At 61.4% G+C, this 26,713-nt stretch carries 27 protein-coding genes; 16 read left to right on the top strand and 11 right to left on the bottom strand.

The features are described 5' to 3' along the window. The 7 genes from ACPYOI_RS23950 to ACPYOI_RS23920 form a co-directional block, all read left to right on the top strand. Positions 1–501, top strand: a 501-nt coding sequence (locus tag ACPYOI_RS23950; RefSeq protein ID WP_481423437.1) for a carboxymuconolactone decarboxylase family protein, incomplete at its 5' end; no start/stop codon positions are given. Between the two features lie 231 nt (positions 502–732). Beyond that, entirely contained in the window at positions 733–1,650 is a 918-nt protein-coding gene (locus ACPYOI_RS23945) for an NADP-dependent oxidoreductase (RefSeq protein WP_481419502.1), read from the top strand. 127 nt (positions 1,651–1,777) lie between these two features. Continuing rightward, positions 1,778–2,473, top strand: a complete 696-nt coding sequence (locus tag ACPYOI_RS23940) for a glutathione S-transferase N-terminal domain-containing protein (RefSeq protein WP_481419501.1) — start codon at positions 1,778–1,780, stop codon at positions 2,471–2,473. A gap of 495 nt (positions 2,474–2,968) precedes the next feature. Further along, a complete protein-coding gene (locus tag ACPYOI_RS23935) occupies positions 2,969–4,564 on the top strand; it encodes a GMC family oxidoreductase (RefSeq protein ID WP_481419500.1) in 1,596 nt (531 codons plus the stop codon). A gap of 319 nt (positions 4,565–4,883) precedes the next feature. Beyond that, positions 4,884–5,588, top strand: coding sequence for a glutathione S-transferase family protein (locus ACPYOI_RS23930; RefSeq protein ID WP_481419499.1), 705 nt, complete (start codon positions 4,884–4,886; stop codon positions 5,586–5,588). 17 nt (positions 5,589–5,605) lie between these two features. Further along, positions 5,606–5,743: a hypothetical protein gene (locus ACPYOI_RS23925; RefSeq protein WP_481419498.1), complete on the top strand. Its 138-nt coding sequence runs from the start codon at positions 5,606–5,608 to the stop codon at positions 5,741–5,743. Then, the gene (locus ACPYOI_RS23920) at positions 5,740–7,200 is read left to right on the top strand and encodes an MFS transporter (RefSeq protein WP_481419497.1); all 1,461 of its coding nucleotides are present in this window, start codon (positions 5,740–5,742) and stop codon (positions 7,198–7,200) included. The genes ACPYOI_RS23925 and ACPYOI_RS23920 overlap by 4 nt, the downstream gene beginning before the upstream one ends. A 16-nt stretch (positions 7,201–7,216) precedes the next feature. On the opposite strand, the gene ACPYOI_RS23915 is transcribed toward ACPYOI_RS23920, so the two are convergent. Next, positions 7,217–8,557 carry an MFS transporter gene (locus ACPYOI_RS23915; RefSeq protein ID WP_481419496.1) on the bottom strand — a complete coding sequence of 447 codons (1,341 nt, stop codon included), beginning with the start codon at positions 8,555–8,557 and terminating at the stop codon, positions 7,217–7,219. 296 nt (positions 8,558–8,853) lie between these two features. Between ACPYOI_RS23915 and ACPYOI_RS23910 the strand changes: the two genes are divergently transcribed. From ACPYOI_RS23910 to ACPYOI_RS23895, 4 genes are all read left to right on the top strand, one after another. Next, positions 8,854–9,609, top strand: a complete 756-nt coding sequence (locus tag ACPYOI_RS23910; protein WP_481419495.1) for an AraC family transcriptional regulator — start codon at positions 8,854–8,856, stop codon at positions 9,607–9,609. A 243-nt stretch (positions 9,610–9,852) separates the two neighbouring features. After that, positions 9,853–10,302 (top strand): peptide-methionine (R)-S-oxide reductase MsrB, encoded by a 450-nt coding sequence (msrB, locus tag ACPYOI_RS23905; protein ID WP_481419494.1) that lies wholly within the window; start codon positions 9,853–9,855, stop codon positions 10,300–10,302. Beyond that, positions 10,299–10,811: a peptide-methionine (S)-S-oxide reductase MsrA gene (gene msrA, locus ACPYOI_RS23900; RefSeq protein WP_481419493.1), complete on the top strand. Its 513-nt coding sequence runs from the start codon at positions 10,299–10,301 to the stop codon at positions 10,809–10,811. Before msrB ends, msrA begins: the two co-directional genes overlap by 4 nt. A gap of 51 nt (positions 10,812–10,862) precedes the next feature. Further along, a complete protein-coding gene (locus ACPYOI_RS23895) occupies positions 10,863–11,351 on the top strand; it encodes a peroxiredoxin family protein (protein ID WP_481419492.1) in 489 nt (162 codons plus the stop codon). A gap of 224 nt (positions 11,352–11,575) precedes the next feature. Here the strand turns inward: ACPYOI_RS23895 and ACPYOI_RS23890 are convergent, their stop codons facing one another. Next, a complete protein-coding gene (locus ACPYOI_RS23890) occupies positions 11,576–12,262 on the bottom strand; it encodes an antibiotic biosynthesis monooxygenase family protein (protein WP_481419491.1) in 687 nt (228 codons plus the stop codon). A 741-nt stretch (positions 12,263–13,003) separates the two neighbouring features. Here ACPYOI_RS23890 and nhaA point away from each other — a divergent pair. The 4 genes from nhaA to fdxA all read left to right on the top strand — a co-directional run bounded on the left by nhaA (position 13,004) and on the right by fdxA (position 16,179). Further along, on the top strand, positions 13,004–14,917 hold the full coding sequence (gene nhaA, locus ACPYOI_RS23885; protein WP_481419490.1) for a Na+/H+ antiporter NhaA: 1,914 nt from the start codon (positions 13,004–13,006) through the stop codon (positions 14,915–14,917). Then, complete coding sequence (locus ACPYOI_RS23880; protein WP_481419489.1) at positions 14,914–15,408, top strand: DUF3788 domain-containing protein; 495 nt, start codon at positions 14,914–14,916, stop codon at positions 15,406–15,408. The genes nhaA and ACPYOI_RS23880 overlap by 4 nt, the downstream gene beginning before the upstream one ends. Positions 15,409–15,509: 101 nt before the next feature. Further along, a complete protein-coding gene (locus ACPYOI_RS23875; RefSeq protein WP_481419488.1) occupies positions 15,510–15,638 on the top strand; it encodes a hypothetical protein in 129 nt (42 codons plus the stop codon). 202 nt (positions 15,639–15,840) lie between these two features. Next, complete coding sequence (gene fdxA / locus ACPYOI_RS23870) at positions 15,841–16,179, top strand: ferredoxin (protein WP_481419487.1); 339 nt, start codon at positions 15,841–15,843, stop codon at positions 16,177–16,179. A 10-nt stretch (positions 16,180–16,189) separates the two neighbouring features. Here the strand turns inward: fdxA and ACPYOI_RS23865 are convergent, their stop codons facing one another. The 9 genes from ACPYOI_RS23865 to ACPYOI_RS23825 form a co-directional block, all read right to left on the bottom strand. After that, complete coding sequence (locus tag ACPYOI_RS23865) at positions 16,190–17,608, bottom strand: amidohydrolase family protein (RefSeq protein ID WP_481419486.1); 1,419 nt, start codon at positions 17,606–17,608, stop codon at positions 16,190–16,192. Beyond that, positions 17,605–18,528, bottom strand: coding sequence for a LysR family transcriptional regulator (locus ACPYOI_RS23860; protein WP_168833422.1), 924 nt, complete (start codon positions 18,526–18,528; stop codon positions 17,605–17,607). The genes ACPYOI_RS23865 and ACPYOI_RS23860 overlap by 4 nt, the downstream gene beginning before the upstream one ends. A gap of 37 nt (positions 18,529–18,565) precedes the next feature. Beyond that, positions 18,566–19,342 (bottom strand): enoyl-CoA hydratase-related protein, encoded by a 777-nt coding sequence (locus tag ACPYOI_RS23855; protein ID WP_481419868.1) that lies wholly within the window; start codon positions 19,340–19,342, stop codon positions 18,566–18,568. After that, on the bottom strand, positions 19,339–20,496 hold the full coding sequence (locus ACPYOI_RS23850) for a CaiB/BaiF CoA transferase family protein (protein WP_481419867.1): 1,158 nt from the start codon (positions 20,494–20,496) through the stop codon (positions 19,339–19,341). Before ACPYOI_RS23850 ends, ACPYOI_RS23855 begins: the two co-directional genes overlap by 4 nt. Next, complete coding sequence (locus ACPYOI_RS23845; RefSeq protein WP_481419866.1) at positions 20,493–21,851, bottom strand: FAD-dependent oxidoreductase; 1,359 nt, start codon at positions 21,849–21,851, stop codon at positions 20,493–20,495. Before ACPYOI_RS23845 ends, ACPYOI_RS23850 begins: the two co-directional genes overlap by 4 nt. A 27-nt stretch (positions 21,852–21,878) precedes the next feature. After that, on the bottom strand, positions 21,879–22,712 hold the full coding sequence (locus tag ACPYOI_RS23840) for an ABC transporter permease (RefSeq protein ID WP_168833418.1): 834 nt from the start codon (positions 22,710–22,712) through the stop codon (positions 21,879–21,881). After that, positions 22,709–23,521, bottom strand: a complete 813-nt coding sequence (locus ACPYOI_RS23835) for an ABC transporter ATP-binding protein (RefSeq protein WP_481419865.1) — start codon at positions 23,519–23,521, stop codon at positions 22,709–22,711. Before ACPYOI_RS23835 ends, ACPYOI_RS23840 begins: the two co-directional genes overlap by 4 nt. 5 nt (positions 23,522–23,526) lie before the next feature. Further along, positions 23,527–24,561, bottom strand: coding sequence for an ABC transporter substrate-binding protein (locus ACPYOI_RS23830; protein WP_481419864.1), 1,035 nt, complete (start codon positions 24,559–24,561; stop codon positions 23,527–23,529). A gap of 276 nt (positions 24,562–24,837) precedes the next feature. Further along, positions 24,838–25,734 carry a LysR family transcriptional regulator gene (locus ACPYOI_RS23825; protein WP_481419863.1) on the bottom strand — a complete coding sequence of 299 codons (897 nt, stop codon included), beginning with the start codon at positions 25,732–25,734 and terminating at the stop codon, positions 24,838–24,840. Between the two features lie 99 nt (positions 25,735–25,833). Between ACPYOI_RS23825 and ACPYOI_RS23820 the strand changes: the two genes are divergently transcribed. Beyond that, positions 25,834–26,583: an SDR family NAD(P)-dependent oxidoreductase gene (locus tag ACPYOI_RS23820; protein ID WP_481419862.1), complete on the top strand. Its 750-nt coding sequence runs from the start codon at positions 25,834–25,836 to the stop codon at positions 26,581–26,583. Positions 26,584–26,713 lie beyond the last annotated feature (130 nt).

Here is a 26,713-nt window from a genome sequence, read left to right as displayed (position 1 = left end):
TCCAAACAGACACTCGATGCGTTCACCAAGAACATCGGGTTCACCCCGAACATGATGGCGGCCTTTGCGCAAAGCCCGATCGCCTTCAACGCATGGGCCACCCTGCTCAGCTCTCTGAGCAAGGCGCTCGACGTGAAGACACGCGACAGCATCGGCCTTGCCGTCTCCGAAGTGAACGGTTGCAACTATTGCCTGACGGTTCACAGCTTCACGGCCGAACATATGGCCAAGCTGCCGGCCGATGAGATCATTCTCGCCCGGAAGGGCCATGCCAACGATCCGAAACGAGACGCCGCCGTCCAGTTTGCGCGCAAGGTCATCGAGACCCGCGGGCAGGTCAGCGACGCCGATCTGAAAGCCGTCCGCGATGCCGGCTATACGGATGCTGATATCATCGAGATCGTCGCGCTGGTAGCCATGTACTCCCTGACGAACTTCTTCAACAACGTATTCGATCCCGAGAAGGACTTTCCCGCCGTTGCCCCGGCCGGGTCGATCTGAATTTCTAAAGCCCGAATGCGCCCAGGGGCAGCATCCGGGCTTTTTGTCCGTGCCGATAAAGTTAAGATAATTTAGTAGCAAATCAGGATCCGCGATTTTTTTGCGCGCCGCGCCGACGGCATTGATTCCATAGCCGCACGTCATTGGACCATCAAGTTTCGCAGTCGTATTTTCGGTCGTTCGCAAGGGAATTCGGAAGATGACGACATACCACACACAAGGAGGTGGACAATGAAGGCGATCGTTGTGACGGATCAGGCTGCGGGAACGGCCGGGATGAAGCTGATGCAGCAGCCCGAGCCGCAGGCAGCGATAAACGACGTCGTCGTTCAGGTTCATGCGTCGGGATTCACGTCGGGTGAACTAACGTGGCCTTCGACCTGGACCGATCGCCTCGACCGGGACCGAACACCGTCGATCCCCGGGCAGGAGCTGGCCGGAGTGGTCACGGCCCTCGGTTATGGTACGACGGGTCTGTCGGTCGGACAGCGAGTGTTCGGCCTCTCTGACTCGTATCGCGGCGGCACCCTGGCGGAATATGTGGCCGTCGAGGCACGCAACCTCGCGCCGCTGCCGGGCGATGTCGACTTCACGGTGGGCGCGAGCGTGGCGATGCCGGGCCTGACCGCGTGGCAGGGACTGTTCCAGCACGGCCGCCTTCAGGCGGGGCAGAGTGTCCTCGTGCACGGCGCGGCCGGCGCAGTCGGTTCGATGGTGACGCAGCTCGCGCGTGAGGCCGGTGCCTATGTCATCGGCACCGGACGCGCCGCCGACCGTCAGAAGGCGCTCGACTTCGGCGCACAGGAGTTCGTCGACCTCGACAGCGACACCCTCGAAGACGTCGGCGCAGTCGATCTGGTCTTCGACGTCATCGGTGGCGACATCGCGAAGCGATCCGCAGGCTTGATTCTAGCCGGAGGAACACTGGTGACCATCGCCGGACCGACCGAGGCGCGGCCCGCTGACGGCCTGGCAATCGACTTTGTCCTCGTGTCCGATCGCGCCCAACTGGGTGAGATCATCCAGCGAGTGCGGGACGGACGACTGCGGACGAACATCGGCAACATCGCGACCCTCGACGAGGCCGTCGCCGCTTTCAATCCGACCAAGCGGATCAGCGGGAAGACGATCATCCGCGTTCGTCCGTGAGGACTAGGGGAGGGCGAGTGGTTCTGTCCTCCTCGTTAATTATCGTCGCCTTTTGGATAGCACGCATCCAGGCGCAAGATTTGGCCATGTCCCGGCGCGGTTCGGCCGCTTACCTAGGAGAGAGAAAGTGACAGTCAATCATCCAATTTTCGCGCGCTGGCCGGCGCAGTACCCCGATCGGCTCCAGCTCTTTTCCCTGCCGACGCCCAATGGGGTGAAGGTCGGCATCATGCTTGAGGAAACGGGCCTCGCCTACGAGCCGCACCGGATCGACATCATGGCGAACGAAAACCACGACCCGGCCTTTCTGGCGCTCAACCCCAACGGCAAGATTCCCGCAATCTACGACCCCGACGGGCCAAGCGGCACGCCGCTCGCGCTGTTCGAATCGGGCGCGATCCTCCTCTATCTTGCCGACAAGACGGGACAATTTATCTCGGCGGATCCGAACACCCGCTACGAGACGATCCAGTGGGTGATGTGGCAGATGGGCGGCGTCGGGCCGATGTTCGGCCAGGTCGGCTTCTTCAACAAATTCGCAGGCAAGGCCTATGAGGACAAGCGCCCGCGCGACCGCTACGCAACCGAATCAGCGCGGCTGCTCGGCGTCCTCGACGAACGGCTTGCGGACCGCGACTGGGTGATGGGTGCTGACTACAGCATCGCAGATATTTCGCTCCTCGGCTGGGTGCGCAACCTGATCGGCTTTTATGAAGCGCGCGAGCTCGTCGGCTTCGACCGCTTTCTTCATGTGCGGGCGTGGTTTGACCGCGGCCTCGCGCGTCCGGCGGTGCAGCGCGGGCTGGAAGTGACGGCGGCCTAGAGAGGGTCGATCAGCGGGCTGGCAAGGCTCCGCAGATAGAACTGATTTTCCAGCCCTTCCTTGGGCCTGTGGCCGTGTGTTCCCTGCGGTGCTCCTGACGGCCCGTCGGGGCCGGGCCGGCTCATAGGACCGCAATTGTGCTGGTGGAGACGGCACTGACGAAGTATCGACCCGAAAGCCACACGAGCACTCCTTCAGTAAGGGTCGACTTCGGCCCGAAATCGACCCTCTAGAAGTCTCTGCAGAATAACAATGTCGGTTTCGAAGGTGCCATTCGGCTCGTGGCATTCCTCGCTGCGACATCATCCCGCACGGCGCCCATCAATAACGATCGTCTATCGACTCTATGGCGAGAGGTGATTTCCCTCGCCAGCATTGGAAAGTCATTCTTCAACGCATGGTCCAATGAATCTCAGGATCAGGTGCTGCGACGGCGCGGCGCCCAGCTACGGCGTTGATTGAACGATAATAATGGTGCGAAAGAGAAAGACACTGATGTCCCAGGAAGCCTACGACATTGTCATTGTTGGCGCGGGCGCGGCCGGCTGCGTCGTCGCGAGTTATCTCGCCGAACACACCGATGCGTCGATCGCTTTGATCGAAGCGGGCGACACGGATCGCGATCCGTTCATCCACATTCCTGCCGGCTTCGCCAAAATACTGGCCCACGACCGGCATGTCTGGAAATACGAGACGGTTCCCCAGCACGGCACCAAGCGGGCATATCGCTCAGGCAAGGTCCTCGGCGGCGGCTCCTCGATCAATGCAATGGCTTACGTTCGTGGCCAAGCAGGCGACTACGCGGCGTGGCAAGACGCGGTCGGCGACACCGGCAAATGGTCGTATGAGGATCTGCTTCCCGTCTTCATGGCGCAGGAAGACAACGACACCTTCCACGACGAATATCACGGCATCAATGGTGGCCTGGCGGTCCAGTTGCCCAAGGGCATCAATAAGCTGAACCAATATTGCCTCAAGGCATTCCAGGAATATGGGATTCCCTATAATCCCGACTATAACGGCAAGAGCCAGATCGGCGTCTCGCCGGTGCAGTCTACGGTCGGAAATGCCCGGCGGTGCAGCGCGGTCGACGCTTATCTGCGTCCGCACCTCGCCTCGGGCCGCGTGACCCTGCTCACCGGCAAGACCGTCGTTCGCATTCTGGTCGAAAACAAGCGGGCCGTCGGCGTCGAGCTCATGGATGGGGACCTGGAGAGGATCATGGCCGGCGAGGTTGTGCTGTCGGCAGGCAGCGTCCATAGCCCGACGATCCTCATGCACTCTGGCATCGGGCCAGCCGAGCAGCTTCGCCAGCACGGCATCGCGGTGATCGTCGATTCTCCGGAGGTGGGCGAAAATCTCCAGGACCACCCGATGGTACCGGTCCGTGCTTATGTGAAGGGTGATCTCGGCTATCAGGCTGCTGCGCATGGCCTCGGCAGCGTGAAGGCGGGCCTGCGCTATTTCGTGACCAAGGATGGCCCGGCGGCTGGCAACGGTATCGAGACCGTTTCCCATTGGAATCCGTCCGACTTCACCGCCGAACCCACGATCCAATGCTATCACGCTCCTATCATCGCGAACCAGGAACTCACCCCGACCGGGGACCGGTCCGGCATCACCTTCGAACTCGTAGTGCTTCGGCCCAAGAGCCGCGGCTGGGTACGATTGGCCGACAGCGACCCGACGTCGATGCCCCTCATCAACCCGAACTTCGTCGGCGAGGAAGAAGACTTGAGGGCCGTGGTGGATTCAGTGCGCGCGATCCGCAAGGTTATGGCACAGGAGTCGTTGGCGCTTGTGATCGACGAAGAGATGGAGCCCGGCCCGCGCACCCAGTCGGACGCCGAGATCGGCGAATGGGTGAAGCGCGCCGTGACGACGATGTGGCACCCGGTCGGCACGTGCCGGATGGGCCAGGATGCGCGAGCGGTAGTTGACGCGAGGCTCAGGGTCCGCGGGGTCGACGGCCTCCGGGTGATCGACGCCTCGATCATGCCGAACATCACCAGCGGCAATACCAACGCCCCGACACAGGCGCTCGCGCGCCACGCCACGGCGATGCTGGTCGAGGATCTGAAGCGGGCCTAAGGAGCTCTCGTTCGAGCCGGCGGTACCGGCCGCGCCGCTCGAACGCATAGCCGAAATAATCGCCGGAGCGCTGTCCGAGAACGCTCTCCCCGCGCTGACCACTTGTCGTTACTGCGATGAGCGAAGCTGCGTCGATTTTCCGATGGAGGTCTTTGGACCTCTTGCCCCGCACGTTGACTGCCACGCTTTGAGACTGCTTTTCTGTCAGAAGCCCTCAGCAGAGACGATCGCCGGGGTGATCAAGGAGCTTCTGGCACGGCGCATCGTCCGGAATTGAACGGCGACAAGCCCAAAACAACCGAACCCGAACGGGAGTCACATGATTCGTTTCTATTTTCATCCGACGCCGAACCCCGCGAAAATCGCTCTCTTTCTGGAGGAATCGGGGCTCCCCTACGAGGTCGTGCCGGTTGACACGAGCAGGGGCGAACAGCACATGACGGCGTTTCGCGCCATCAATCCGAACGGCAAGGTGCCGGCGATCGTTGATACGGAAGGCCCTGGCGGCAAGGAGGCACGGGTCTTCGATTCGACGGCGATCCTGATCTATCTCGCCGAAAAGACTGGCAAATTCCTCGGCAAGCCCGAAGATCGGCCTGAACTCCTCTCGTGGTTGCTCTTCATCGCGTCCGGTCTTGGACCATTTTCCGGCCAGGCCGTGCATTTCCAGTTCGCCGCACCTGAGGGCCTCGACTATGCGGTGAACCGGTATCGCCGCGAGGCGGAACGCCATTACCAGGTCCTGAACGAACACCTCGACGGCCGAAGCTTCATCGTCGGTGAGACCTACACTATCGCCGACATCTCGGCGTGGGGCTGGATCGACCGCGCCTCACGGGTGAGGAAGGGCGCCGAAGATCCGCTCGCGCCGTTCCCGAACCTCAAACGCCTGTTCGAGACAGTCGATGCGCGCCCGGCCGTGGCCCGCGCGCGTGACATCGGCAAGGACCACTCCTTCAAGCAGGTCAATGACGAAGAAACCAAGCGCGCGCTCTTCCCGTCGAATTTCCCGCCGACGGCGTAAGTGAAGGAGAACGGATCATGAGCGGTAGCAGCGAATATATTCCACCGAAGGTCCGGACCTGGAAGAAGGCCAGCGGCTGCACATTCCCCAACAGCAATCGGCCGATCGCCGGTGCGACCCACGAGCGGCAGATTGGCGGGGAGGGCGATGAATGACGCAGTCGTTTGAGGAGCGGTGCAGCCGCGGCGTTATCGATGCGGAGCCCTGCCCGCGAGAGCTCGGGCGGGAAGCCCTGCCTCGGCGGGGTATGGTGCTCACGGCCTGTGTGCTCGCGTCCTCCATGGCATTCATCGATGGGACCGCGCTGCCCGTTGCCTTGCCGAGTTTGCGCGCCGATTTCGGCGCGGACCTTGCCTCCGTTCAATGGGTTCTCAACGGGTATATGCTGGCGCTTGCCTCGCTGACGTTGATCGGCGGTGCCCTCGCGGATGTTTATGGCAAGGCGCGCATGCTCGCGCTCGGCTGCGTCCTGTTTGGTCTGGCATCCGCGGCTTGCGCGATGGCGCCTTCGCCCGCCTGGCTGATCGCCGCCCGCATTGTGCAAGGAGCAGCCGCGGCGATCGTCACCCCTGCCAGCCTCGCCCTGATTGGGGCGACATATCCGCGCGCGGAGCGGAACCGGGCGATCGGCATATGGGCCGCGGCATCGGCGCTCACCACCGCCGGAGGTCCTGTTCTGGGCGGTTGGCTGACCGAGACCTTTGGCTGGCCATCCGTGTTCTGGATCAACCCGCCGATCGCGGTCGTAACAGTAGGAGTTCTGCTGGTCTTCGCGCCTGAAGACGGCCGCATCCAGCGCAGGTTCGACGTGATTGGTGCCGCCATCCTGGCTTCGGCGCTCGGGGCGCTCGCCTGGGCGCTCAGCCAGATCGGCCCCGTTGAAGTTCAGGCCGCGGCGGACGCACCGGCCCACACGGGAACAGTGCTCACGATCTTCGCTGCGCTCGGCATTGTCGGTCTCGCCGTCTATGCGTTCTGGGAGCGCAGAAGCAAATACCCGATGACGCCACCTCGCCTGGTGGAGAACCGCGCCTTCCTCGGGCTGAACCTCGCGACACTGATGATCTATGGGGCGGTTTCGATCATGTTCTTCCTGCTCCCATTCGATCTCGTCGACCGCCGCGCCCTGCCGGCGACCGATGCCGGTTTGGCGTTCTTGCCCTTCGCGCTCGGCGTCGGACTCCTCTCGGGCGTGTTCGGCGGGTTGGCGGACAAGATTGGCGCGCGGGTCATGCTCATCGCGGGGCCTGCAGGTGCGGCGCTCGCTTATGTCTGGATGGCGCTCGGCCAGGAAGAATCCCTGATGCTCGGCGTGATCGGGCCGATGACACTGCTCGGCCTGTCATTCGCCGTGCTCGTGGCACCGCTCACAGCGTCCGTCCTGTCGAGCGTTGACCAGACGGACGAGGGGCTTGCCTCTGGCATCAACAATGCGGCGAGCCGGATTGCGCAGCTTGCCGGCGTGGCACTGGCCGCCGGTGTCGCGTCTTTCGAGTCCGGCTACGAAGTCGGTCTCGCCGTAGCCGCCGTGACCTCGATCGGCGGCGCGTTTATAGCTGCAATAACCCCGACACCGGCCGCGGCGAAAGCGGGCGGGTCGGGAGGGGCTTAGGGTCCCGTTTCGGACGCTATCTGAACCGACGAGCGCTGCTGGTAACGGCTCCCATCAAAGCGAAGCCCGTTCCGGCGACCAAACAAAGGACCGTGGCATGATCTCCGCCCAAGCCGAAGATCAGTGCGACCAAGGCCGAACCAAGTGACCATCCGACGTAGCGAGCCGCAGCATTCATCCCACTTGCGGCACCGCTACGCTCTATGGGTCCAGCCGTCATCATCGCGGTATTGTTCGGAGTTTGGAAAAGCCCAAAGCCGATACCGCAAAGTGCCAGCCGCCATACGACATCCCACTTCGCCGGAGTCGTCGGCAAGAAGACCATGAGAAGCAAGCCGGCCGCCAACAACGCCAAACCAATGCTGGAGATCACCGAGGCGGGGTAGCGAATTGTCAAGCGACCGGCGATTGGAGCCGTGACGGCCGTCATGAACGGCCAGGGCGTCACAAGAAGACCCGTTTCCACGGCCGAAAGATGCAGCTCCGTCTCAAATAAGAACGGCAAGGAGATGTAAGCCAGAATTTGTGCTGCATAGGAGCAGACAGATGTCCACACTGACAGGGTAAACAAAGGTATACGGAAAAGATCGAATGGCAACATAGGCGTCGGGTGGTGGAGCTGTTGTCGAACGAAGAGACTAAAACAGACAAGACCAGCTACGATCTCTCCTGTCGCAATGCGCCAATCGCCGATACCCAGCGAGCCGACGCCAACGATGAAAAGGCCGAACGCTAGCGCATTGAGAGCGATCCCGGTCAAATCGAGAGGGCGAGCAACCCGAACGTCCGATGGTGCCGCGGCAATAAATACCGGTACCGCGAGGCCAAATGGCACATTCACCAGAAACAACCAGGGCCATTTTGCCACGGCAAGTATTGTCGCCGCGATGGTGGGCCCCAATGCTCCAGGTATCGCCACCGCTAATGCGACTAACGCGAGGCCCTTACTGACCATGCGGTCCGGATAGATCACGCGTACAAATGCAACGCCGGCCACCGCAATCCCGGCCGCGCCAGCACCCTGAATCAAGCGCGCAATCACCAGCATCGGCAATGTTGGAGCGAAAGCGCACCCCAATGATGCGATAACAAAAATAGCTAGGCCGGCGGCATAAACGCGCTTCAGACCGAGTGTCTCGGCCAGACTTGCAACGGGCAACAAGCACACCATTGCCGAAAGCTGATAGGCATTCACGACCCAAACGGTTGCCGCGTCACTACTCGCGAATGAACGCGAGATATTCGGCAAGGCGATATTCGCGATCGCGCTTCCAAGGGAACTTAGACCAAGTCCAAGCAAGATGCAGAGCATTGCCCAGCGACGCTTCGACGCCGTTAGAGATTCGACGCGGTCCATCAGGATGCAATCTCCGGCGCGAATTTTGGGTATCCGACTTTACGCATACTCTCAGTAGCGGGGTCCGTAGATCGATACTTGATGTCGCTGGAACAGTTGAGTGGGGTTGGCCATGGCCGCACACCAGTGACCGGCATTCTCTTCACCATTAGCTCTCTCGTTAGAAAAGGTCGGATGGACAAGGACAAGGCGGTCTGGGCGACAGGACGCTCGACCAACTTATCGCGCAATGATACTAAGGCGTGTCAACGATGTGCGGCCAATCGACGTATATGAAACGCCAAGCGCAGATGCCTATGCCGTTCAGCATTCTTAGCAGGACGTTCCCCAAAGGTGAGGCCGTCGCATGGCACACGCATGCAGAATCACAAGTGATCTTTGCTGCTTCGGGAACGATACAGGTCTACACCGAATCTGGACGTTGGTTCGTTCCGCCTCAGCTCGCGCTCTGGATGCCAGCCCGCATACCTCATCGGGTCGATATGCTTTCCGATACCGAATTACGGATGATCTACTGGCACCCGTCGGCTTTACAGAAGTGGGCGCCGGAAAGGCCGCTCGATTGCATATTCGCCCTCGTGGCTACACCACTTCTACGGGAATTGATCCTTTCTGCCTTCAAGGACGATATACCGTTCGAAAAAGCTGAGCTTGCCGTCCGATTGATTCTTCACGAGCTTATCGAGACACCCGACATTCCGGTGTTCCTCCCGATGCCGACAAGCACGATCGGTAGACGTGTCGCTGATCTGGCTTTGGCGGATTCGCGGATGCACCTCGGCGTAAGTGACCTTGCCATTCGCGCGGCCACGTCGATTCGCACGATCAGCCGCATATTCCCGGTAGAAACGGGATTGACCTTCAAGGCCTGGCGGCAAAGAGCAAGAATAGCCCTCGCAATCGATCAACTTTCGGCGGGGCGTACAATCTCGCAGGTCGCGGCAGATGTAGGCTTCGGCAGCACCGCAGCGTTCTCATTTGCCTTCCGACAAGTAATGAAAATGACACCGACCGCCTTTCTTCATCATCTCCCGGTTGCCCCGCCGACATGAGAAAGCCGCGGCGCTCCGGGTGCGTCTCCGCGGGTCGAATGGCCGGAAACACCAAGATCGCGACCGTTGAAATGGTTCGTGGGGAGCGCCGAAATTCGATGCCGCGGCGATCGCGCAAGCGCCCCACAGCAAATGGGGGCGCCAGCGTGCACGCCGATGGTAATCGAAACTATAGTCTTAGCGCATTGGATACCTTCGGATCGAGTACCTATCTTCTCTGGCGTGAATTCGAAGGAGAAATCCATGGCAAGCTACAAGAAAACAGAAGCTGCGATCGCTAGGCTGTCGCCTGAGGAATATCGGGTGACGCAGCGGAGTGGGACCGAACGTCCAGGAACCGGCGCCCTTCTCAACAACAAAGAGCCAGGCATTTACGTCGATATCGTCTCAGGTGAGCCGCTGTTCGCATCGTCGGACAAATATGAGTCGGGCTGCGGATGGCCGAGCTTCACCAAGCCGATCGAGCCCAGAAACGTGAATGAGCTGCACGACAACAGCCATGGCATGATCCGGACGGAAGTGCGTTCGATGCATGGCGATAGCCATCTCGGTCACGTCTTCCCAGACGGACCGAGCGACCGCGGCGGCCTGCGCTACTGCATCAATTCGGCTTCGCTGCGCTTCGTGCCCCGCGACAAGATGGTGGAGCAGGGTTACGGTGAATATCTCAACCAAGTGGAGGATATCCAATGACGACTGAACGTGCTGTTCTCGCCGGCGGTTGCTTTTGGGGCATGCAGGACCTCATTCGCAAGCTGCCCGGTGTGATCTCGACCCGGGTCGGGTATACAGGTGGCGACGTGCCGAATGCGACATATAGCAATCACGGCACTCATGCCGAGGCGATCGAGATCGTCTTCGATCCCTCTCAGACCACCTATCGCCGATTGCTCGAGTTCTTTTTCCAGATCCACGATCCGACGACGCTCAACCGTCAGGGGAATGACCGTGGTATGAGCTATCGCTCGGCGATCTATTTCATCAGCGACCAGCAGAAGGTCGTTGCACTCGATACGATCGCAGATGTCGATGCGTCGGGAATATGGCCGGGCAAGGTCGTCACCGAAGTCGAGCCGGTTGGTGATTTCTGGGAGGCCGAACCGGAGCATCAGGACTATCTCGAACGCATTCCGCACGGATATACCTGCCATTTTGCACGTCCGAACTGGGTGTTGCCGCACAGGACCGGTGCTGTCGCCTAGCAAGACTGTGGCTCACGGCACGACGCCGTGAGCCCGCTAATGGAGGATTTCATGGAAATGGGAATTGTGGGGCTGCCTGCCCCTCCGCTTGAGCATGTCCGGTGGATCGATGAGGATGGCGACGAGCGTAGCCCCTTGACCTTGATCGAGCTGGGGCAGGGTTTCAGGATACTGTATTTCTTTCAGGATTGGTGTGAGGGCTGTCATAGACACGGCTTTCCCACATTCGTCACACTTGCCGAGGAACTTCGCGATAAGGGAGTTGGCTTGGCAGCCATCCAGACTGTGTTCGAGGGTTCGGAAGTCAACACCTTCGATCGTCTGCGGGAAAATCAACGACGATATGGACTACGTGTTCCCTTTGGGCATGCGGTCGCTGACTCGGCCTCAGTGAACGCTGTGCCCGCGATCATCGAGGCATATCGCTCCGGCGGAACCCCTTGGTTCGTCGTGATCGCGCCCGACGGCCGCGTCATGTACGACGGGTTTCTGCTTGCGGCGGATGGCCTCATCCAGGCGCTCCGTCCGCTCGCCAACTGACCAAAAGGGCGTGTCTGGATAAGATCGCCATGGCATCCGTCTTCACGATATCCAACGAGTGCCGTTCATGAATGCCACCGCCTGAACCGAGAATTTCGACAGGTCTTTTTGATCGCCTGTCGTCACTGCCGCCTCGCGCGATCGGTCCTGGCTCCTCCACAGCTCGCGCCTGGGCAAACGCGGGTCGAAGTCGGCGCAGGCCGGCCCTTTCTGACGGAGGGGCATCAGGCGCGGAGGGTCTCGCCGCCCTTTGCGTCTGCGTAGTATTGAGGCGCCTCGCGACGGTCGTATTTCCCGTAATCGCGCACGATTCGCACTCTCCGGACCCTCGCCGTGTCATTCGGCGCGGAAGCATCCTCGTAGACCTGCGCCGCGGCCGCGTCCTTCCAGGATATGAGCAGAATCAGGTCGCCGGGCGTGAGCACGGCATCGAAGATGTCCCAGGACGTGCTGTCGGTCGACCACGGGTTCAGGCCGAGCCACTCGGCGCAGTCGTACGGGTTGTTGGTCTGCTTCCATTCCGCGGGGCGAGTGGCGTTGATCAGCGTGACTGTCGTTCCGTTCCCGACTTCGGTCTCGTCGAGCCGCTGCTCGGTGAGGGCGCATCCCGCAGGCACCTGGTTATCGGCAGTGACCTGGCCGACGCGTAGGTGGTAGTCCGCAAGGATTTCGTCGCGGCCCTTCTGCTGAATCTCGTGATGGCGCATGCGGGTGCGCCATCGGACGAGCGACTTCTCGTCCCGCCAGCTTGAAAGCGAAAGGATGCAGCCCTCGCGGGTCAGGCTCTTGTAGCGGATGTTGTCGACGAAGCCCTCGACCTGCTCCAGCTCCGGGCGCAGCATCTTGGCGTTGTCGAAGTAGTCATCCCAGTTCTCTTTATTGGGGGAGACCTCGAAAATCACTGAAAACATGGTCGTATCTCGCTCCTAGAGTGCTGCGGCGCAGTCGATCTCGATGTCGAACTGCTGCGGCCAGCCGCAGCATCAATGCCGGTAGAAAAAGAGAGAAGCCTTTGCTGCCCGCCGAGCTCCTTCAGGGCGAGAGACGGGCGTTCCTTTCCTCAGCATCGATCCAGTAGGGGCCGCGACCGTCCCGCGATGCTTCGGGTCATGAGTCTACTCGTAACTCTGATTGCCTACGCCGTCGGCCGCAACCTCATGACCACTCTCGCAAAGACAGCGTTATTGTTGGAAAATTAGCTCGTAAAGCGATGATTTCAATAACCGCGTGGAATACGTGGCCTGCCCGGAGGACACCGACATGAACACGTCTTCGCGGTCGCCGACAATTCTGCTCGGGCGAGTCCGCGCGGAGGGAAGCGCCGCACTCGCTCCGCGGCGTCCGAAGCGTCTTTCAGCCATTCCGATAATGGTCGGTTATCGACTCCATGGCGAAAGGTGATTTTCCTTTAGACCGTCATAGACCCAATCTTCGAGCCATCGTCGCCCGCCCTCGTGTACAGGCCGAAGTCGGCGTTCCGTCGACCGATCGAAGGTCAGGAGGTCCGACATGCAGATCAAAGAGACGTCGACTTTTCTTTCGCCCATGCGGCCGAGAGCCCTCCACCGGAGGATGTCGTCGTGCCTCCGGACAGCGCCGACGTCTCGCTTGGGCGTCGCAGCCGGCGCGAACACCTAGAGAACGGTTCAGCGATGGAGTTCACAATCCCGCCCGGCCGCCTTGACCGTCCCGTCGATCATGAGACGGACCACGTGCTCGGCCCCACCGATGCCGAGATCACGCTGGTCGAGTATGGCAGCTACGCGTGCCCGCACTGCCGGGCGGCCAACGAACGCATCGCGCAAGCGCGAGACCAACTTGGCGATCGCGTCCGGTATGTCTTCCGGCATAGGCCGCTCACGGATAACAGTCTCGCGTTTCGGGCCGCCGAGCTCGCTGAGCTTGCTCAGACGCCCGAGGCATTCTGGTCCGCACATATCAAGCTGATGACGAGGTCGATGCGGCTCACAGAAGACGACCTCGTCGCGGTGGCCGACGAGCTCGGCGTAAACGCCGACTTCGCACTCGGAGACGACGCCGCCGTGCGGCGCGCGAGGGCGAGGGTGGAGGCGGACGTCACAAGCTCACGTGCAAGCGGCGTGAGATTCACGCCGACCTTCTACATCAACAGCCGGCGTTACGATGGCCCCTGGGACGAGAGCTCTCTCGTCGACGCAATGCTTGGCACGCTCGGCCACCGCGTCCGTACGGCAGCCCTGGACTTCGCGAGCTGGAGTCCGTCCGCCGGTATTTTGCTGGTCCTCGCGACCGTGGCGGCGATCGTCTTGACGAATTCGTCGATCGGGCCGGTCTTCGAGACCTTCTGGCGCCAGGAGCTCGGCATGAGCTTGGGCGACGCGGCCTTTCGGATGTCCATCCTCAACTGGGTCAACAACGGCCTGCTGACGGTGTTCTTCCTCGTCGTGGGATTGGAAGTGAAGCGCGAAATGACAGTCGGCCACCTTGCAAGCCGCCGCTCCGCCGCGCTTCCGATCGCGGCCGCGCTCGGCGGCATGGTCGCGCCGGCACTTCTGTATGCGCTGGTCATCCCTGCGGGTCCGTGGTCGCACGGGTGGGGCATTCCGATGGCGACCGACACTGCGTTCGCAATTGCCTTGATCGCCGTGATGGGCGCCCGCGTCCCCGTCGAGCTGCGCATCTTCCTCACCGCGGCGGCCATTGTTGATGACATCGGTGCGATCGTCGTCGTCGCCGTATTCTACTCTGGCGATATCCATCCAGGCTACCTGGCCGCGGCGGCGGCGGTGGTCGTCGCGCTGGCGCTGCTGAGCCGGTCCAGAGTCTATCGGCTGTCGCCCTATATCCTGTTGGGCGTCGCATTGTGGGCGTTCGTCCTTGCGGGCGGCCTCCACGCGACGTTGGCTGGCGTGCTACTGGCGCTGTTTATTCCGACGCGCCCGCCCGCCGACCTGACAGCCCTGATGACGCAGGCCAGCACCATCATCGCCTCCGAGGCTCGGCGCGAGGGCGAGGTTCTCCGGCACGGTCCCTCCGCACCGGCGCTGCACGCGCTCGACGCCATCTACGACAGACTTGAATCGCCCGCCGACCGGCTGCTGCGGCACGCCGGCGCGCGGTCGAGCTACGCTGTCCTTCCGATCTTCGCACTGGCGAATGCGGGTGTGGTGATCAACCTAGACGTCTTCAGTGGGCATGGTTGGCTCATGGCCGCGATCGTCGCCGGCCTCGTCATAGGAAAGCCGCTCGGCGTCTTCCTCGCGGCCGCCGCGGCCGTGCGCGCCGGCGTGGCCGTCAAACCGGCGGAGTACACGTGGCGGCAACTGGCCGGGGCGGGAGCCCTCGCCGGTATCGGTTTCACCATGTCGCTCTTCATCGCGGGACAGGCGTTTCCAAGCGCCGCCGACTTTTCGGCCGCCAAGATTGCCGTGTTCGCCGCCTCCATCCTATCGGCCACCGTCGGGACAGCTCTGCTCTGGGGAGCTTCGCGCCAAGAGCTTTCCAAAGGCGGGCCGCAAAGTGTTGGTGCGCAAGTATTACAACCCGCCGGCGTCCTGCCGGACCATGAACAGGAGGTCTTTCGATGATTTTATCTAACGGTAGGACAGTAGCAGTCGCTGACGGTGAGACGTTTCCCCAGATCGGCGACAGGATCACCGACAAATCAGCACCACCTGATGACAGCGCCGTCCGCGACTGGATCGGGCCGGAGGCGTTCGAGCATTGGGCCGAGCTGCGGAACTGGATCGAGGAATTCTATCCCGGTGTTTTCACCCCGGATTGGCTCTATGGTGGCAAGAAACGCGGTTGGTCCCTGCGCTACAAGAAGACCAAGGCGTTCTGCACCTTCCTGCCGGAATACAGGCTGTTTTCGGCCGTGGTGGTCTTGGGGAGAGCAGAACGAGAGAAGTTTGAGGAGCGGCGTTATGTCTGGCGCTCACAGGTGGTCAAGCTCTACGATGAAGCGAAAACATACATTGACGGGAAATGGCTGACAGTTGCCATCTCATCGCCAGACGATTTGAATGATGTAAGGGACCTTTTGGTTATGAAGCGTCCTCCACCGTCGCGCGGTTGAATGTCACGGGAATCCTAAGTGTCGCAGCAAAATCGGCGCGGCTGGCTCCGCGGAATCCGGGCAGCGAAGTCGCAGGCGGCTTCGTCGGCGTCACACAGTAATTGGACATCAGGGTCGTCGCGGAAGGCATCGAGACCGGGGACCGGGTAAGCCAGCTGGTCGCGATGGGCGGCAAGCTCGGCCAAGGCTTCGCGTCCTCCAAGGCTGTCGCCTTCCGGGCGGCATCATAGCTTCTTCGTCTGCACGGAGAGGCGAGCGGAGCTTCGACGGCGTTTCGGGCCTGAGGCTAGGTCACGATTGAACTGCCGGTACCCTGGCGTTGAATGTCAGAATTGGGTGTTGCCTTTTTTCGAAGGAAGCAAACGAAAAAGGGCGCTTCCCAGCAACGCCGACGCCTGACATAGTTTGCTAAATCACGGCGTTGCAAGAGCTATGGCGTACATCATTACTGACCCCTGCATTGATGTGAAGGACGGAGCATGCACCGCAGCCTGTCCCGTCGACTGCATCTACGAAGGCGGCCGGATGTTTTACATCCACCCCGACGAGTGCATCAATTGCGGGCTCTGTCTGTCGATCTGCCCCGTGGATGCGATCGCCTATGACGAAGAGGCGACCGAGGCACAAAAGGCGTTTGCCCAGATCAACCGGGAGTATTTCGGACCTGAGCTGACCGGTCTGGGATCGCCTGGAGGATGGGACAAAAGCCGGACGACAGCGCTGGACCACCCCGTGGTCGCGACAATGCCGGCCCGCGTGGCAGCGCAATAGGGCCTTTCGCCTACTCTTGGAACGCCTCGGCCAAGCCCGAGCTCTCGTAATACGCGCGGGTAGCAGCGATGAGCTTGCCGCAATTCCTCCTTTCTGCAGCGAGCCTCGGCAGATCCGCCTTGGCCTGCGCCAGAAGTTCTTCGCGGGCGGCGGCGAAATCGACGTTGGTAAGGCGCCGGTCGCGCATGATGCAGCGGCCGGCCACATATAAGCTCTTGGCGTGCTGGCCAGACATCCGCGTCAGCAGCACTTCCGCTTCGTCGAGATCATCAAAAAGGCTGTCTTCGATTAACGCGCCATAATTCACCACAGTCAGGTCCTCACCGGAAGGCGCATTCACCACCACTGCCCCCGTGTGGATCGCGGCGTCAAAGATCGCGGCTGCCGTAAAACTCCGGACGAGTTCCTGCCCGCCGTTCAGGAAGTAGAGGAGGCGCATCTCTCGCCACAGATCCTGATCGTCGTCGAAGGCGCTGCCATCGAGCCCGATCGCAAAATGCAGGCCTTTTGTGGCAGCGTCTGCAATTGGCGCTATGCCGGAGCGGAGGCGCAAGTTCGCCGAGGGATTGGACACAAGTTGAACGCCGCGCTCGGCCATCAGTTCGTATTCATCAGGTCTCAGTTGAACGCCATGCGCCACAGCCAAGCGGGGGGAGAGAAAGCCGATCTCGTCAAGATATCGGACGATACCTTGCGGGAAGCGCCGGTCAAGCCAGAGCCTCTGGCGCGGGCTTTCCAGAAGGTGCATGTGGATGCGGCGATTGTTGACAGCGGATGCCTCTGCAATGGCTTCAAGCAGGGCATCCGAGCACCACTGCGGTCCGATCGGGCCGTACTGGACGTCGACCAGCGGATATCTGTTCGCTGCCGCAACGGCGTCGACAGCGGCGATCTGTTCCCGAGCCGAAGCATATCGAGGCACAGTCGCGGAAAGCGTTTCCCAGTCGGCTGGATCGAGGAAGGGTTTGAGCTTCCGGGGCCCACCGCCGTAGGCCCAGGCGTCGTGATCGAGAAGCGGGCAGGAGAGGCCGAGCCTGATCCCCACATCGGCCGCCGCACGGGCGACTGCGAGCGCTTCCTCCTGCAGCCGCGTCGCATTCAGCGAGTTGTGGCAGTGGATCGTCGCTCCGATGCCATTGCGCGCAAGCCGGGAAAACGCGACCAAAGCCTCAAGGTATGGATCGGTGCGCGGCCGCAGGCGCATCGTCGGGATCCAGGCTTCAAGCGCATCGTCCACGCTGCCGAAATCCAGCGTCCTGATGCCATAGCCATGGTCATGGGCATTGACCGGCGTCGCCAGGATCAGGTCTCCGTCGGACAGTGGGGCGTCTGACGCCCAGGAGGGAAGAGCGGCAAGCGCCGCATCGCCGCGGAGAGCCTTTTCATGCCCCGGCCGCGTCAAGAACCTGATCTGCCGCTCACCTGTCACCGTCTGACGACCTCCTGGATTTGCTGGCCGAATTTTTCGAGTTCGATGCTCATGGCCTCAACCACTGCCTCCGTCGCATGTGTCAGCGGCCGGTGACGCGACGTCACGATGCCGACCTCCATGTTTTGCAGCCGCGAGCCGTCAATCGGCAACGCCACAACATCACCCGCCTTCAACTCCTCCAAAAGGCCAAGTGGTGTGAAGAAGGCGACACCTTCGCCCGACAGGATCAGCGGCTTCAGCATCATCTGATTGTTGGTGGCGACGAAGGTGCGCCCGACGCGATCCAGCGAGGCCAGCTCCACGGCGATCATCGAGCTCATCACCTCGTTGTCGAGTTGCAGCAGCAACTTGAACTGCACGCATTCCTGCAGCGTCGCACTTTTTTGCCGGGCGAGCGGATGATGGCGTGCGACCATCACCATCAGCGGCATGCGTACACCGTGTACGAGCTTGATGTCGTGCGGGCGGGCAAGATCGAAGGTGACGCCGACGTCGCAATCGCCGTCAGCGACGAATTGGAAGATATTGTTGTAGTTGTCCGCGCGAATGCGGAAGTCGACGGCGGGGTTCTTGTTGTGAAAGGCAGCTACGAATTCCGGCAGGAACTGAACCGTGAGACTGTCCAGGCAAGCGATATTTACGCGGCCTGTCCGCTTGCCCTGCAGATCGCCAAGATCGGACTTCATGATCTCGTACTGGTGCATGGTCTCCTTGGCATGCTTCAGCACCACCTTGCCGGCGGCGGTAAGGCGAAGGCCATCGGAGAAGCGCTCGAAGAGTGGGGTTCCAAGCTCGTCCTCCAGCTTGCGGATCTGACGACTGAGTGCTGATGTCGCGACATGCACTTCGTCGGAAGCTTTGCGGATCGAGCCGGAACGCGCGACTTCGATGAAATATCTCAGGATGCTGGCGTGCACAAAGGGTCCCCCAAATATCCCGAGATTCATAGCATGCTCACCGCCCCTGCCAAACCGGTGCACGTTTTTCGCGAAAGGCCAAAACGCCCTCCTGGGCATCCTCGCTTTGTAGCGCACGGATCAATGCGGGTGTGCGCAGGCCTTGCGCTTCGGCGGGGCTCAGGTGTCCGGTGCGGTTGACCGTCTGCTTGATCGCCCTGAGCGACAAAGGCGCGCAAGCCACGATCTCTTTCACCCAGCGGTCGACGGCCGCATCGAGTTCGGCATAAGGGACGGTCTCGTTGACGATCCCGAAATCCTGCATCTCGCTTGCTGTGAACTGCCGGCCGGTCAAAAGGACGGCCATTGCGCGATTGTGGGGGATCTTTCGCTGTAGCAGGACCATGCCGCCGTCGAGCGGCATTCGACCGACGCGTGCCTCGGGAAGGCCGAACTTTGCCGTCTCCGCCGCAATCACGATGTCGCAACCGAGCACCATCTCGAAGCCGCCGCCGAGCGCATAGCCGTTGACCCTGGCGATGACCGGCACGTCGAGCGTTTTTCGAAAGGCGATCCCCCCGAAGCCGCTGGGGCGGCTTTCGGCCCAGTATTCAAGGCCGGTCTTGTTGCCGCTGCCCTTGAGGTCAGCCCCGGTAGAGAAGGCTTTTTCGCCTGCGCCGGTAAGCACCACGCAACTGATGTCGTCGCGGGCTTCGATCTCCCGCCAAATGGCTTCGAGCTCCCGCTCGGTCTCGGCATCGACGGCATTCATGCGCTCGGGACGGTCGAGTGTCACCCGCGCCATCCGGTTGCCGACGGAAAATCCGACGGTCATGCCGCATCTCCCTGTCGTGCCGGGAGCGCTTCCAGGATTTCATCATTGTGCTGGCCGAGGTGCGGTGGCGGAATGCGCACTTTCACCGGAGCGGCCGACATGTCGATCGGCGAGCCAATCAGACGCACTGGCCCGGCCGCCGTTTCTCCGGCCTCAAGTATCATTCTGTTGATGATCGTCTGTTCGTCGTCCAGCGCCTCTGCAAGTGTGCGGACCGGTGCGCAGAGGATATCTACCTCTTCCAGCCGCTTCAGCCAGTGGGCATTGCTGTTTCTTGCAAAGTTTTCGCGGAAGATCGCCTGCAGCTCCGGTCGATGCGCCATCTGGGCGTCGAAGTCCTTGTATCGGGGCTGCTGAGAAAGGTCTTCGATCTCCAGCGCATTGCAGATGTCCTGCAACGGGTTCTGCTTGAAGGCGCCGACCATGACGATCGCTCCGTCCGTGGTCTCGAAGACGCCCGTCAGCGGAAAGGCACCCCAGTTGAGGTCCTTCTTGCGCATCATGTGGGCAGCGCCTTCCTGCATCTGCATGGCGAGCATCGAATTGTAGAGGCTGACCGCGACCTGCTGACCTTCTCCCATCTTTTCACGCTGCAGCAGAGCCAGAAGAATGCCCTGCACGAGATGCATGCCGGCGGAATAATCTGCAAGCGGCGTCGCATAGATCGAGGTTGGATGGCCGCTGTCGGATTTGCGCCGCATCACGCCGGTCAGTGCCTGGGCGAGGACGTCCTGGCCACCTTTGTGCTGATAAGGCCCGGTAAGCCCGAAGCCGGTGCCGACGGCATAGATCAGCCGCTTGTTGATCTTCTTCAGGTCCTCATAGCCGAAGCCCATCCGTTCCATGACGCCCGGACGGAAGTTGTTGACGACAACGTCCGCACTTTCGATGAGCGTGAGGACAGCTTCGCGTGCCTCCTGAAGCTTGAGGTCGAGTGCCAGGCTCTTCTTGTTGCGGTTGAGGGAGCAGAAGACGGGATTATTCAGCCCATCGGGATCCGATCCCAGCGACCAGCGCGATAGATCGCCGATCCGGCTCTTTTCGATCTTGATGACCTCGGCGCCGTAGTCCGCGAGCACCTGGGTGCAGCAGGGACCAAGCATGACCTGCGTGAAATCGATCACGCGGACGCCGTCGAGTGGGAGAGAGTTCATTCCGCAGCCTCCAGGAATGTTGCATTTTCGGATGGGCGGTCGCCGGGGTCGGCGCCCTGTGCCCGCATTTGTTTCTGGATCGCCCGAACATCGGCCTTCTTGACCGTGGTCGCTGCATTGAGGGCCACGACGGCGGCTACGCCGGCCGCCTCCCCCATGGCCATGCAAGGTGGGATCTCACGGCTCGATTTCTGCGCCTGCGGCGTCGACGAATAGTGGCGGCCGGCGACGATCAGTTGATCCACTTCGCGTGGCAGCATGGCGCGGTATGGGGTGTAGTAGTCGCGACCACGGCAGACCGTGTCTGCGAAGTGGATGCGGTTCATCACATCGTCCTTGGTGACGACGTATTCGCCGTCGAGCAGTCGGCTCTGGCGCACGCCCGTCTGCGGCGCGAAATCCACGACATAGGCGTTCTCGAAGCCGGGCAACTTCTCTCGAGAGAATTCCAAGAGCCGTCCGATCCGGTTGCGACCCTCGATTTCGGCCTTTGTCAGGTCCTCGGTCTTGAGCCCGGAAAGATTGGGCATGTGCGGGCAGTTGAGCCAGACGACGCCCGGAAGCGGCGTCTTCAGCCACCAGAAGGACCAGCAGCCGCCGATCAGGCGTTTGGCCTCGTGATCGAGCCTCTTGAAGGCCTCCGGCTCCTCGATTTCAAACCGCTCGGCGGCGTCGGTGTCGACGCCGCCCCAGCGCGAAACCGTGGTGAGGATAAAGTTCGATTCCACATGCGAGGCGCCGGCGCTTGCTGCGACATCGAGGTCGCCCGTCGTGTCGATGACGACATCACCCATGATGGCCTGCAGGCCTTCCTTCGTCTGGCAGATGACGCCCTTGATGGCGCCGTCCTCGACGATCGCGGAAGAGAACCAGCTGTGGGTGCGTAGCTTGACGCGGGATTCGCCGATGATGTCGTAAGCGGCGCGCTTGAAACCGTCGGGATCGAAGGCGGCCGAGAAGCAGACCGGATGCGGCATCGATTGCGTGTGGAAATCGAAGAGACCCCAGCGCGCCCAGCGCTGCCAGGCTTCCGGCGTGTCGCGAAATTCGATCAGCCGGTCGCGCTCCGTCGGCGTAACGCAGAGATCCCAGCGCTTCATGCGCTCGATCATCTCCATGCAGATGCCGCGTACGGTGACTTCGAGCTCGTTGATCATATCGTCGAGCACCAGCACCATACCGCCCGCGGCAAGCCCGCCAACATAGGGATAGCGCTCGAGAAGGGTGACGGTGGCGCCGTTGCGGGCGGCGGAGACGGCAGCCGATATGCCGGCCGGACCGCCGCCGACCACGACAACATCCGAACGATCGACGACACGGATCTCCCGCGCAGGCTGATGAATAACCTGAGTCATTGGTGTTTCCTTATTTTTTGCGTGGGCTCAGTGTTGTCCGGCCGGTTTCCAACGGACGACCTTGGCTTCGACGATTGAGACGATGAAGAACAGCACCACGGCAAGCAGCGCGGCAATCACCACCGTCGCGTAGAGAAGCGGCGAGCGGAAATTGTAGGTGGCCTCGATAATGAGGGCGCCAAGGCCGAAGCTGGAGCCGATCCATTCGGCGACGATCGCCCCCATCACGCTACTCGTCGCCGCGATCTTCAATGCCGCGAAGAGGAAGGGCAGAGAGCTCGGAAAGCGGACCTTCCACAGGATCTCCGAATTGCTCGCCGACAGCACCCGCATCAGATCGAGCATGGCCGGGCTTGCAGACCTTAGGCCCTGGACCATATTGACCAGCGTCGGGAAGAAGCAGATCAACCCTGCGATAATGATCTTGGGCGTTATGCCGTTGCCGAAGATGAGCACCAGGATCGGCGCCAAGGCGATGATCGGGATCGCCTTAACGAAAACGGCGATCGGGTAGAAGGCCTTTTCCGCCGTCGTGCTATGGACGAACCAAATCGCGAGCATGATAGCGACGAGGTTGCCGAAGACGAAACCGAGTGCGGCTTCCAGCAGGGTCGGCAGGAAATTGTTCATCAGCGTCGGCGCATTGTCTCGGAAGGCGTGGACGACGTCGATTGGGCCCGGAGCCATGAAGGTCGGGATCTTGAAGATCCAGACGACGAGTTGCCAGAGCACGACGCAGCCGATCGCCGCCACGATCGCGGGCATATGCGAGGAGAAGACGCCAAGGGTCGCATCCAGAAGCGCGATCCTGCGCGGTGCGTGGGCGAGGCTGCGCCCTTCGGTCTGCAGGGCGTTGCTCATAGACATTCCTCCAGCAGCGAGCGCAGATGCGCCGTCACCTTGATGAACTCCACGGTATCGCGCATGGCGAGCGAACGCGGATAGGGCAGATCGACCTTCATGAACTCCTTCACGCGGCCGGGATGGGCCTGCAGCATCAGCACATGCTGGCCGAGGAAGGCGGCTTCCGGAATGGAATGGGTGACGAAGACGATCGTCGTTCCCGTCTCCTGCCAGACGCGCAAGAGCTCCTCGTTCAGCTTGTCGCGGGTGATCTCGTCAAGCGCGCCGAAGGGCTCGTCCATCAGCAGGATCCGCGGGCGCGTGACGAGCGCCCGGGCGATCGCGACGCGTTGGCGCATGCCGCCGGAAAGCTCGTGCGGTAAGGCATTTTCGCGCCCCTTGAGGCCGACAAGCGCCAGCAGGTCATGTGGATCGGCATAGGAGCTCTTGTCGTGCTTGCCGACTTCGACTGGCAGGCGAACATTGTCGATGACGCTGCGCCAGGGCAACAGCGTCGCATCCTGGAAGACGAAGGCGAAGTCTCTGTCCTCGCGCGCCTCTCGTGGCGAGCGGCCGAGCACGGAGACCGAACCGTCGCTGATATGCACGAGATCGGCAATGCAGCGCAGCAGCGTGGACTTGCCGCAGCCCGACGGACCAAGCATGGTGACGAAGGAGCCTTCCGGAATATCCACCGAGACATCCGACAGGGCCGTGAACTCATTAGCCTTGTCGCCGAAGCGGATATCGAGATTGCTGACGGAGACGGCAAGCCCGGATCCGCTGTTCAGCGGATCCGGCTGCCTGACGGATACAGCGCTCATCATGACGCTCACCCGACCTGCTTGCGGATTTCGGCGGTGGCGTCGAGAATCGCCATGGTGGCCACATCATCGACGGTCGGCACGGTTCCTTTGAACTGCTGGAGATCGGCATAGGCCTTGATCTGGGCGGCCCAATTGTCCTTGTTCATGGCACCCCAGCCGAATTCCTTGGTGCTGTCGCCGAAGGAGAAATCGATGACGGGGTGGACGGCCTGGAGTTCGCTCGCCTTGTCGAGGTTCGGAAAGGCTTCGACCAGCATCTCGACTGCCTCTTCCGGATTGTCGCGAACATAACCCCAGCCCTTGGCAGCAGCCGTGGTGAAGCGGATCAGAACATCGGAATGCTTATCGAGCTGTTCGTCGGTCGTGTAGTAGACATTGGCATAGAGCTGCAGACCGGCATCCCAGAGCATCATATCGACACGGTCGTCGCCAAGAACCGCCAGCGCATTGGTATTGGTGACCCAGCCGGTGACGGCATCGGCCTGACCGGTAATCAACTGGTTCATGTCGGAACCCATGTTGACCATCTTGACTTGGTCTTCCGGGATGCCGTTCTTGGCGAGCAGCGCGCGCAGCAGGATGAAGGCCGTCGGCTGGGTGGCGATCGTCTTGCCGATCATATCCTTCGGCTCGCGGATCGGCGCCTTCTTCAGCGAGAAATAGGTGAAGGGGTGCTTGCGGTAGCCGGCGATGAAGGCCTTCACCGGCAGGCCGGCGGAACGCGCCAGCATCACCGAGGGGCTGGAGGAGATCTGGCCGAGTGTCGACTGGCCGGCGGCAACACCGGCGACGCCATCGACGTTCGGGCCGCCAGGGACGATTTCGAGCTCGATACCCTGCTCCTTGAAGAAGCCCTTCTTCTGGGCGGCGACCTCGCCGATCAGGCCGTTGGAGGCGAGCCAACCGAGCTGCATCCTGACCTGGGCGACATCCTCAGCCCGGCCGGCGCGAATACCAATAAAACTGGAGGCGGCGGCGAGACCACCGAACGCGGCCGCATTCGCCATGAAATGGCGACGGTTCATCATGAAACGTGACATTTTGGTTCCCTTGTGAGGCTCTAAGCAAATATGCGATTGCTTGGCGATGCCGGTCTGGATGCCGGCTTAACAGGAACGATGACGCAAAGGAGCGTTCCAATAAAGAACAATATTTCGTATCTAGCCTTGCCCAAAAGGCAACGCCGCAAGCCGATCCGGCCCAGATTATGTGCGAACCTCTTGTGCACGGGATCCAAGCCCGCACAGCCGTACTTTTGCAAAATCGTCGCCGACGCAGGCGATAACGGCGGGGCGGGCACGCGAGCTACGCCGAAGCTATAGGCCGGCGAGGGTTTTGGCTTCGCCGGCCATGAAGTCGCAGAACAGCCTTACGCGTGCCGGAACGGTCCGCCCGAAGGCATGCAGGACACTGAGAGGTAGCTTGGGAAGCCCAATCTCCGGTGCGAGATCGACAAGCGTGCCGACCTGCAGATCGTCCGTCACGAGGCATCGCAGCAGATAGGCAGCGCCAAGCCCGCTACGCGCAGCGTGGATCAAGGCCATTCCCGTATCGCAGTCGACCCGCCCCTTGGGGATAAAAGCCGTGCCATCTGCGAGTCGGACGGGCTGCGCCGCGCCGCCCATCGCGTAACGCGCAAAGGACAAACCGACCAGGTCGTCCGCGGATTTCGGGCTGCCCCATGTGTTGAGGAAGGCAGGGGAGGCGACAATCGCCATCGGCAGATCCGCCAGACGGCGGACAATCAAATCCTCTTGCATGGGAGTTCCGACGCGCAGGGCGACGTCATAATCCTCGCGGACCAAATTAACGAAGCGGTCGGTCAGCCCGACATCGAGCTGGAGGTCCGGGTAATTCTTTGCAAACGTGTCGAACAGGCGGGGGAGTAGCAGCGGCGCAAGCTCACCGGGCATGCTGATCCGCAGCCTGCCGGACGGCGCTACCTGTGACCGGATGGCCCCATCGCTCGCATCGAGCTCGCGCAGCAGCGGCGCGACGCGCTCGAAGAACGCCTGTCCGTCCTGCGTCAGGGTCAGCGCTCGGGTAGAGCGCAGGAAGAGCCGCGTTCCGATTCTCTTCTCTAATCGCGCCACGCTTTTCGAGACCGCTGATGGTGTCGTGCTGAGATCGCGCGCGGCCGCCGTGAATGATCCGGTTTCTACGGTCCTCACGAACGCCATCAATCCCGACGTCTCGTCCAGCAGGTTTGGCATTCGTATCTCCGTGGGGCACAAATCATGTGCCTGGTCGTGGTCTAATGGCATGCGTCGCGAGCGTTTATCTCATCCCCGATGGAAAAAGGAGATAAACAAATGCAGCGTCTCAAGGGTAAGGTTGCCGTGATCACCGGTGGTAACAGCGGCATCGGCAAGGCGACCGCGCGCCTCTTCGCAGAGGAGGGGGCGCAGGTCATCATGACCGGTAGACGCCATGACGTCGTCGATCAGGCGGTCGGAGAGATTGGCCACGGTGCCATCGGCATCGTTGGCGACGTTTCCGATCTGGAGCATCACCAAAAACTCGCGGACATGGTGAAAAGCCGCTTCGGCGGCTTGGACATCTACATGGCAAATGCCGGTGTCATCAACCTCGCGGCTTCGGGCAATGTTACGCCTGAAGACTACGACCGCCATTTTGCAACGAATACTCGCGGCGTCTTCTTCGGCGTGCAGGCGGTCGCTCCGCTTCTTCGCGATGGCGGTAGCATTATCGTCACGAGTTCGTTGGCGGCAACGAAGGTCTTGCCGGACCACGCCGTTTATGCTGGCTCGAAAGCTGCGGTCGCCGCCTTCGCCAAGAACTGGGCCATCGAATTCAAACCACGGAAGATCCGCGTCAACATCCTGAGCCCCGGGCCAGTCGAAACCGCAATCCTCGGCAAGCTGGGGGTTTCGGAAGCCGATCGCCCGACATTTGAAGACTATATGGCTTCCCTCATTCCCGCCGGCCGCATGGGGCGGCCGGAGGAACTGGCCCGCGCTGCGCTATTCCTTGCGTCCGACGCAGGGAGCTTCGTTAACGGAATCGAACTGCATGTCGATGGCGGCATGACCTTGGCTTGAAGGACAGCGCGCTTGCCAGCATCGAACTCTCGCAGAGCCCGAGCGGCGTGACCGATATAGGCCTTGCCGATATCCGTCGCGACAACTGTTTTGCCGGATCTGTCGAGAAGTTTCACGCCGAGGCGTTCTT

The organism is Rhizobium sp. SVR5-2C (assembly GCF_056755115.1).
This window is presented reverse-complemented; position numbering and strand designations above follow the sequence as displayed.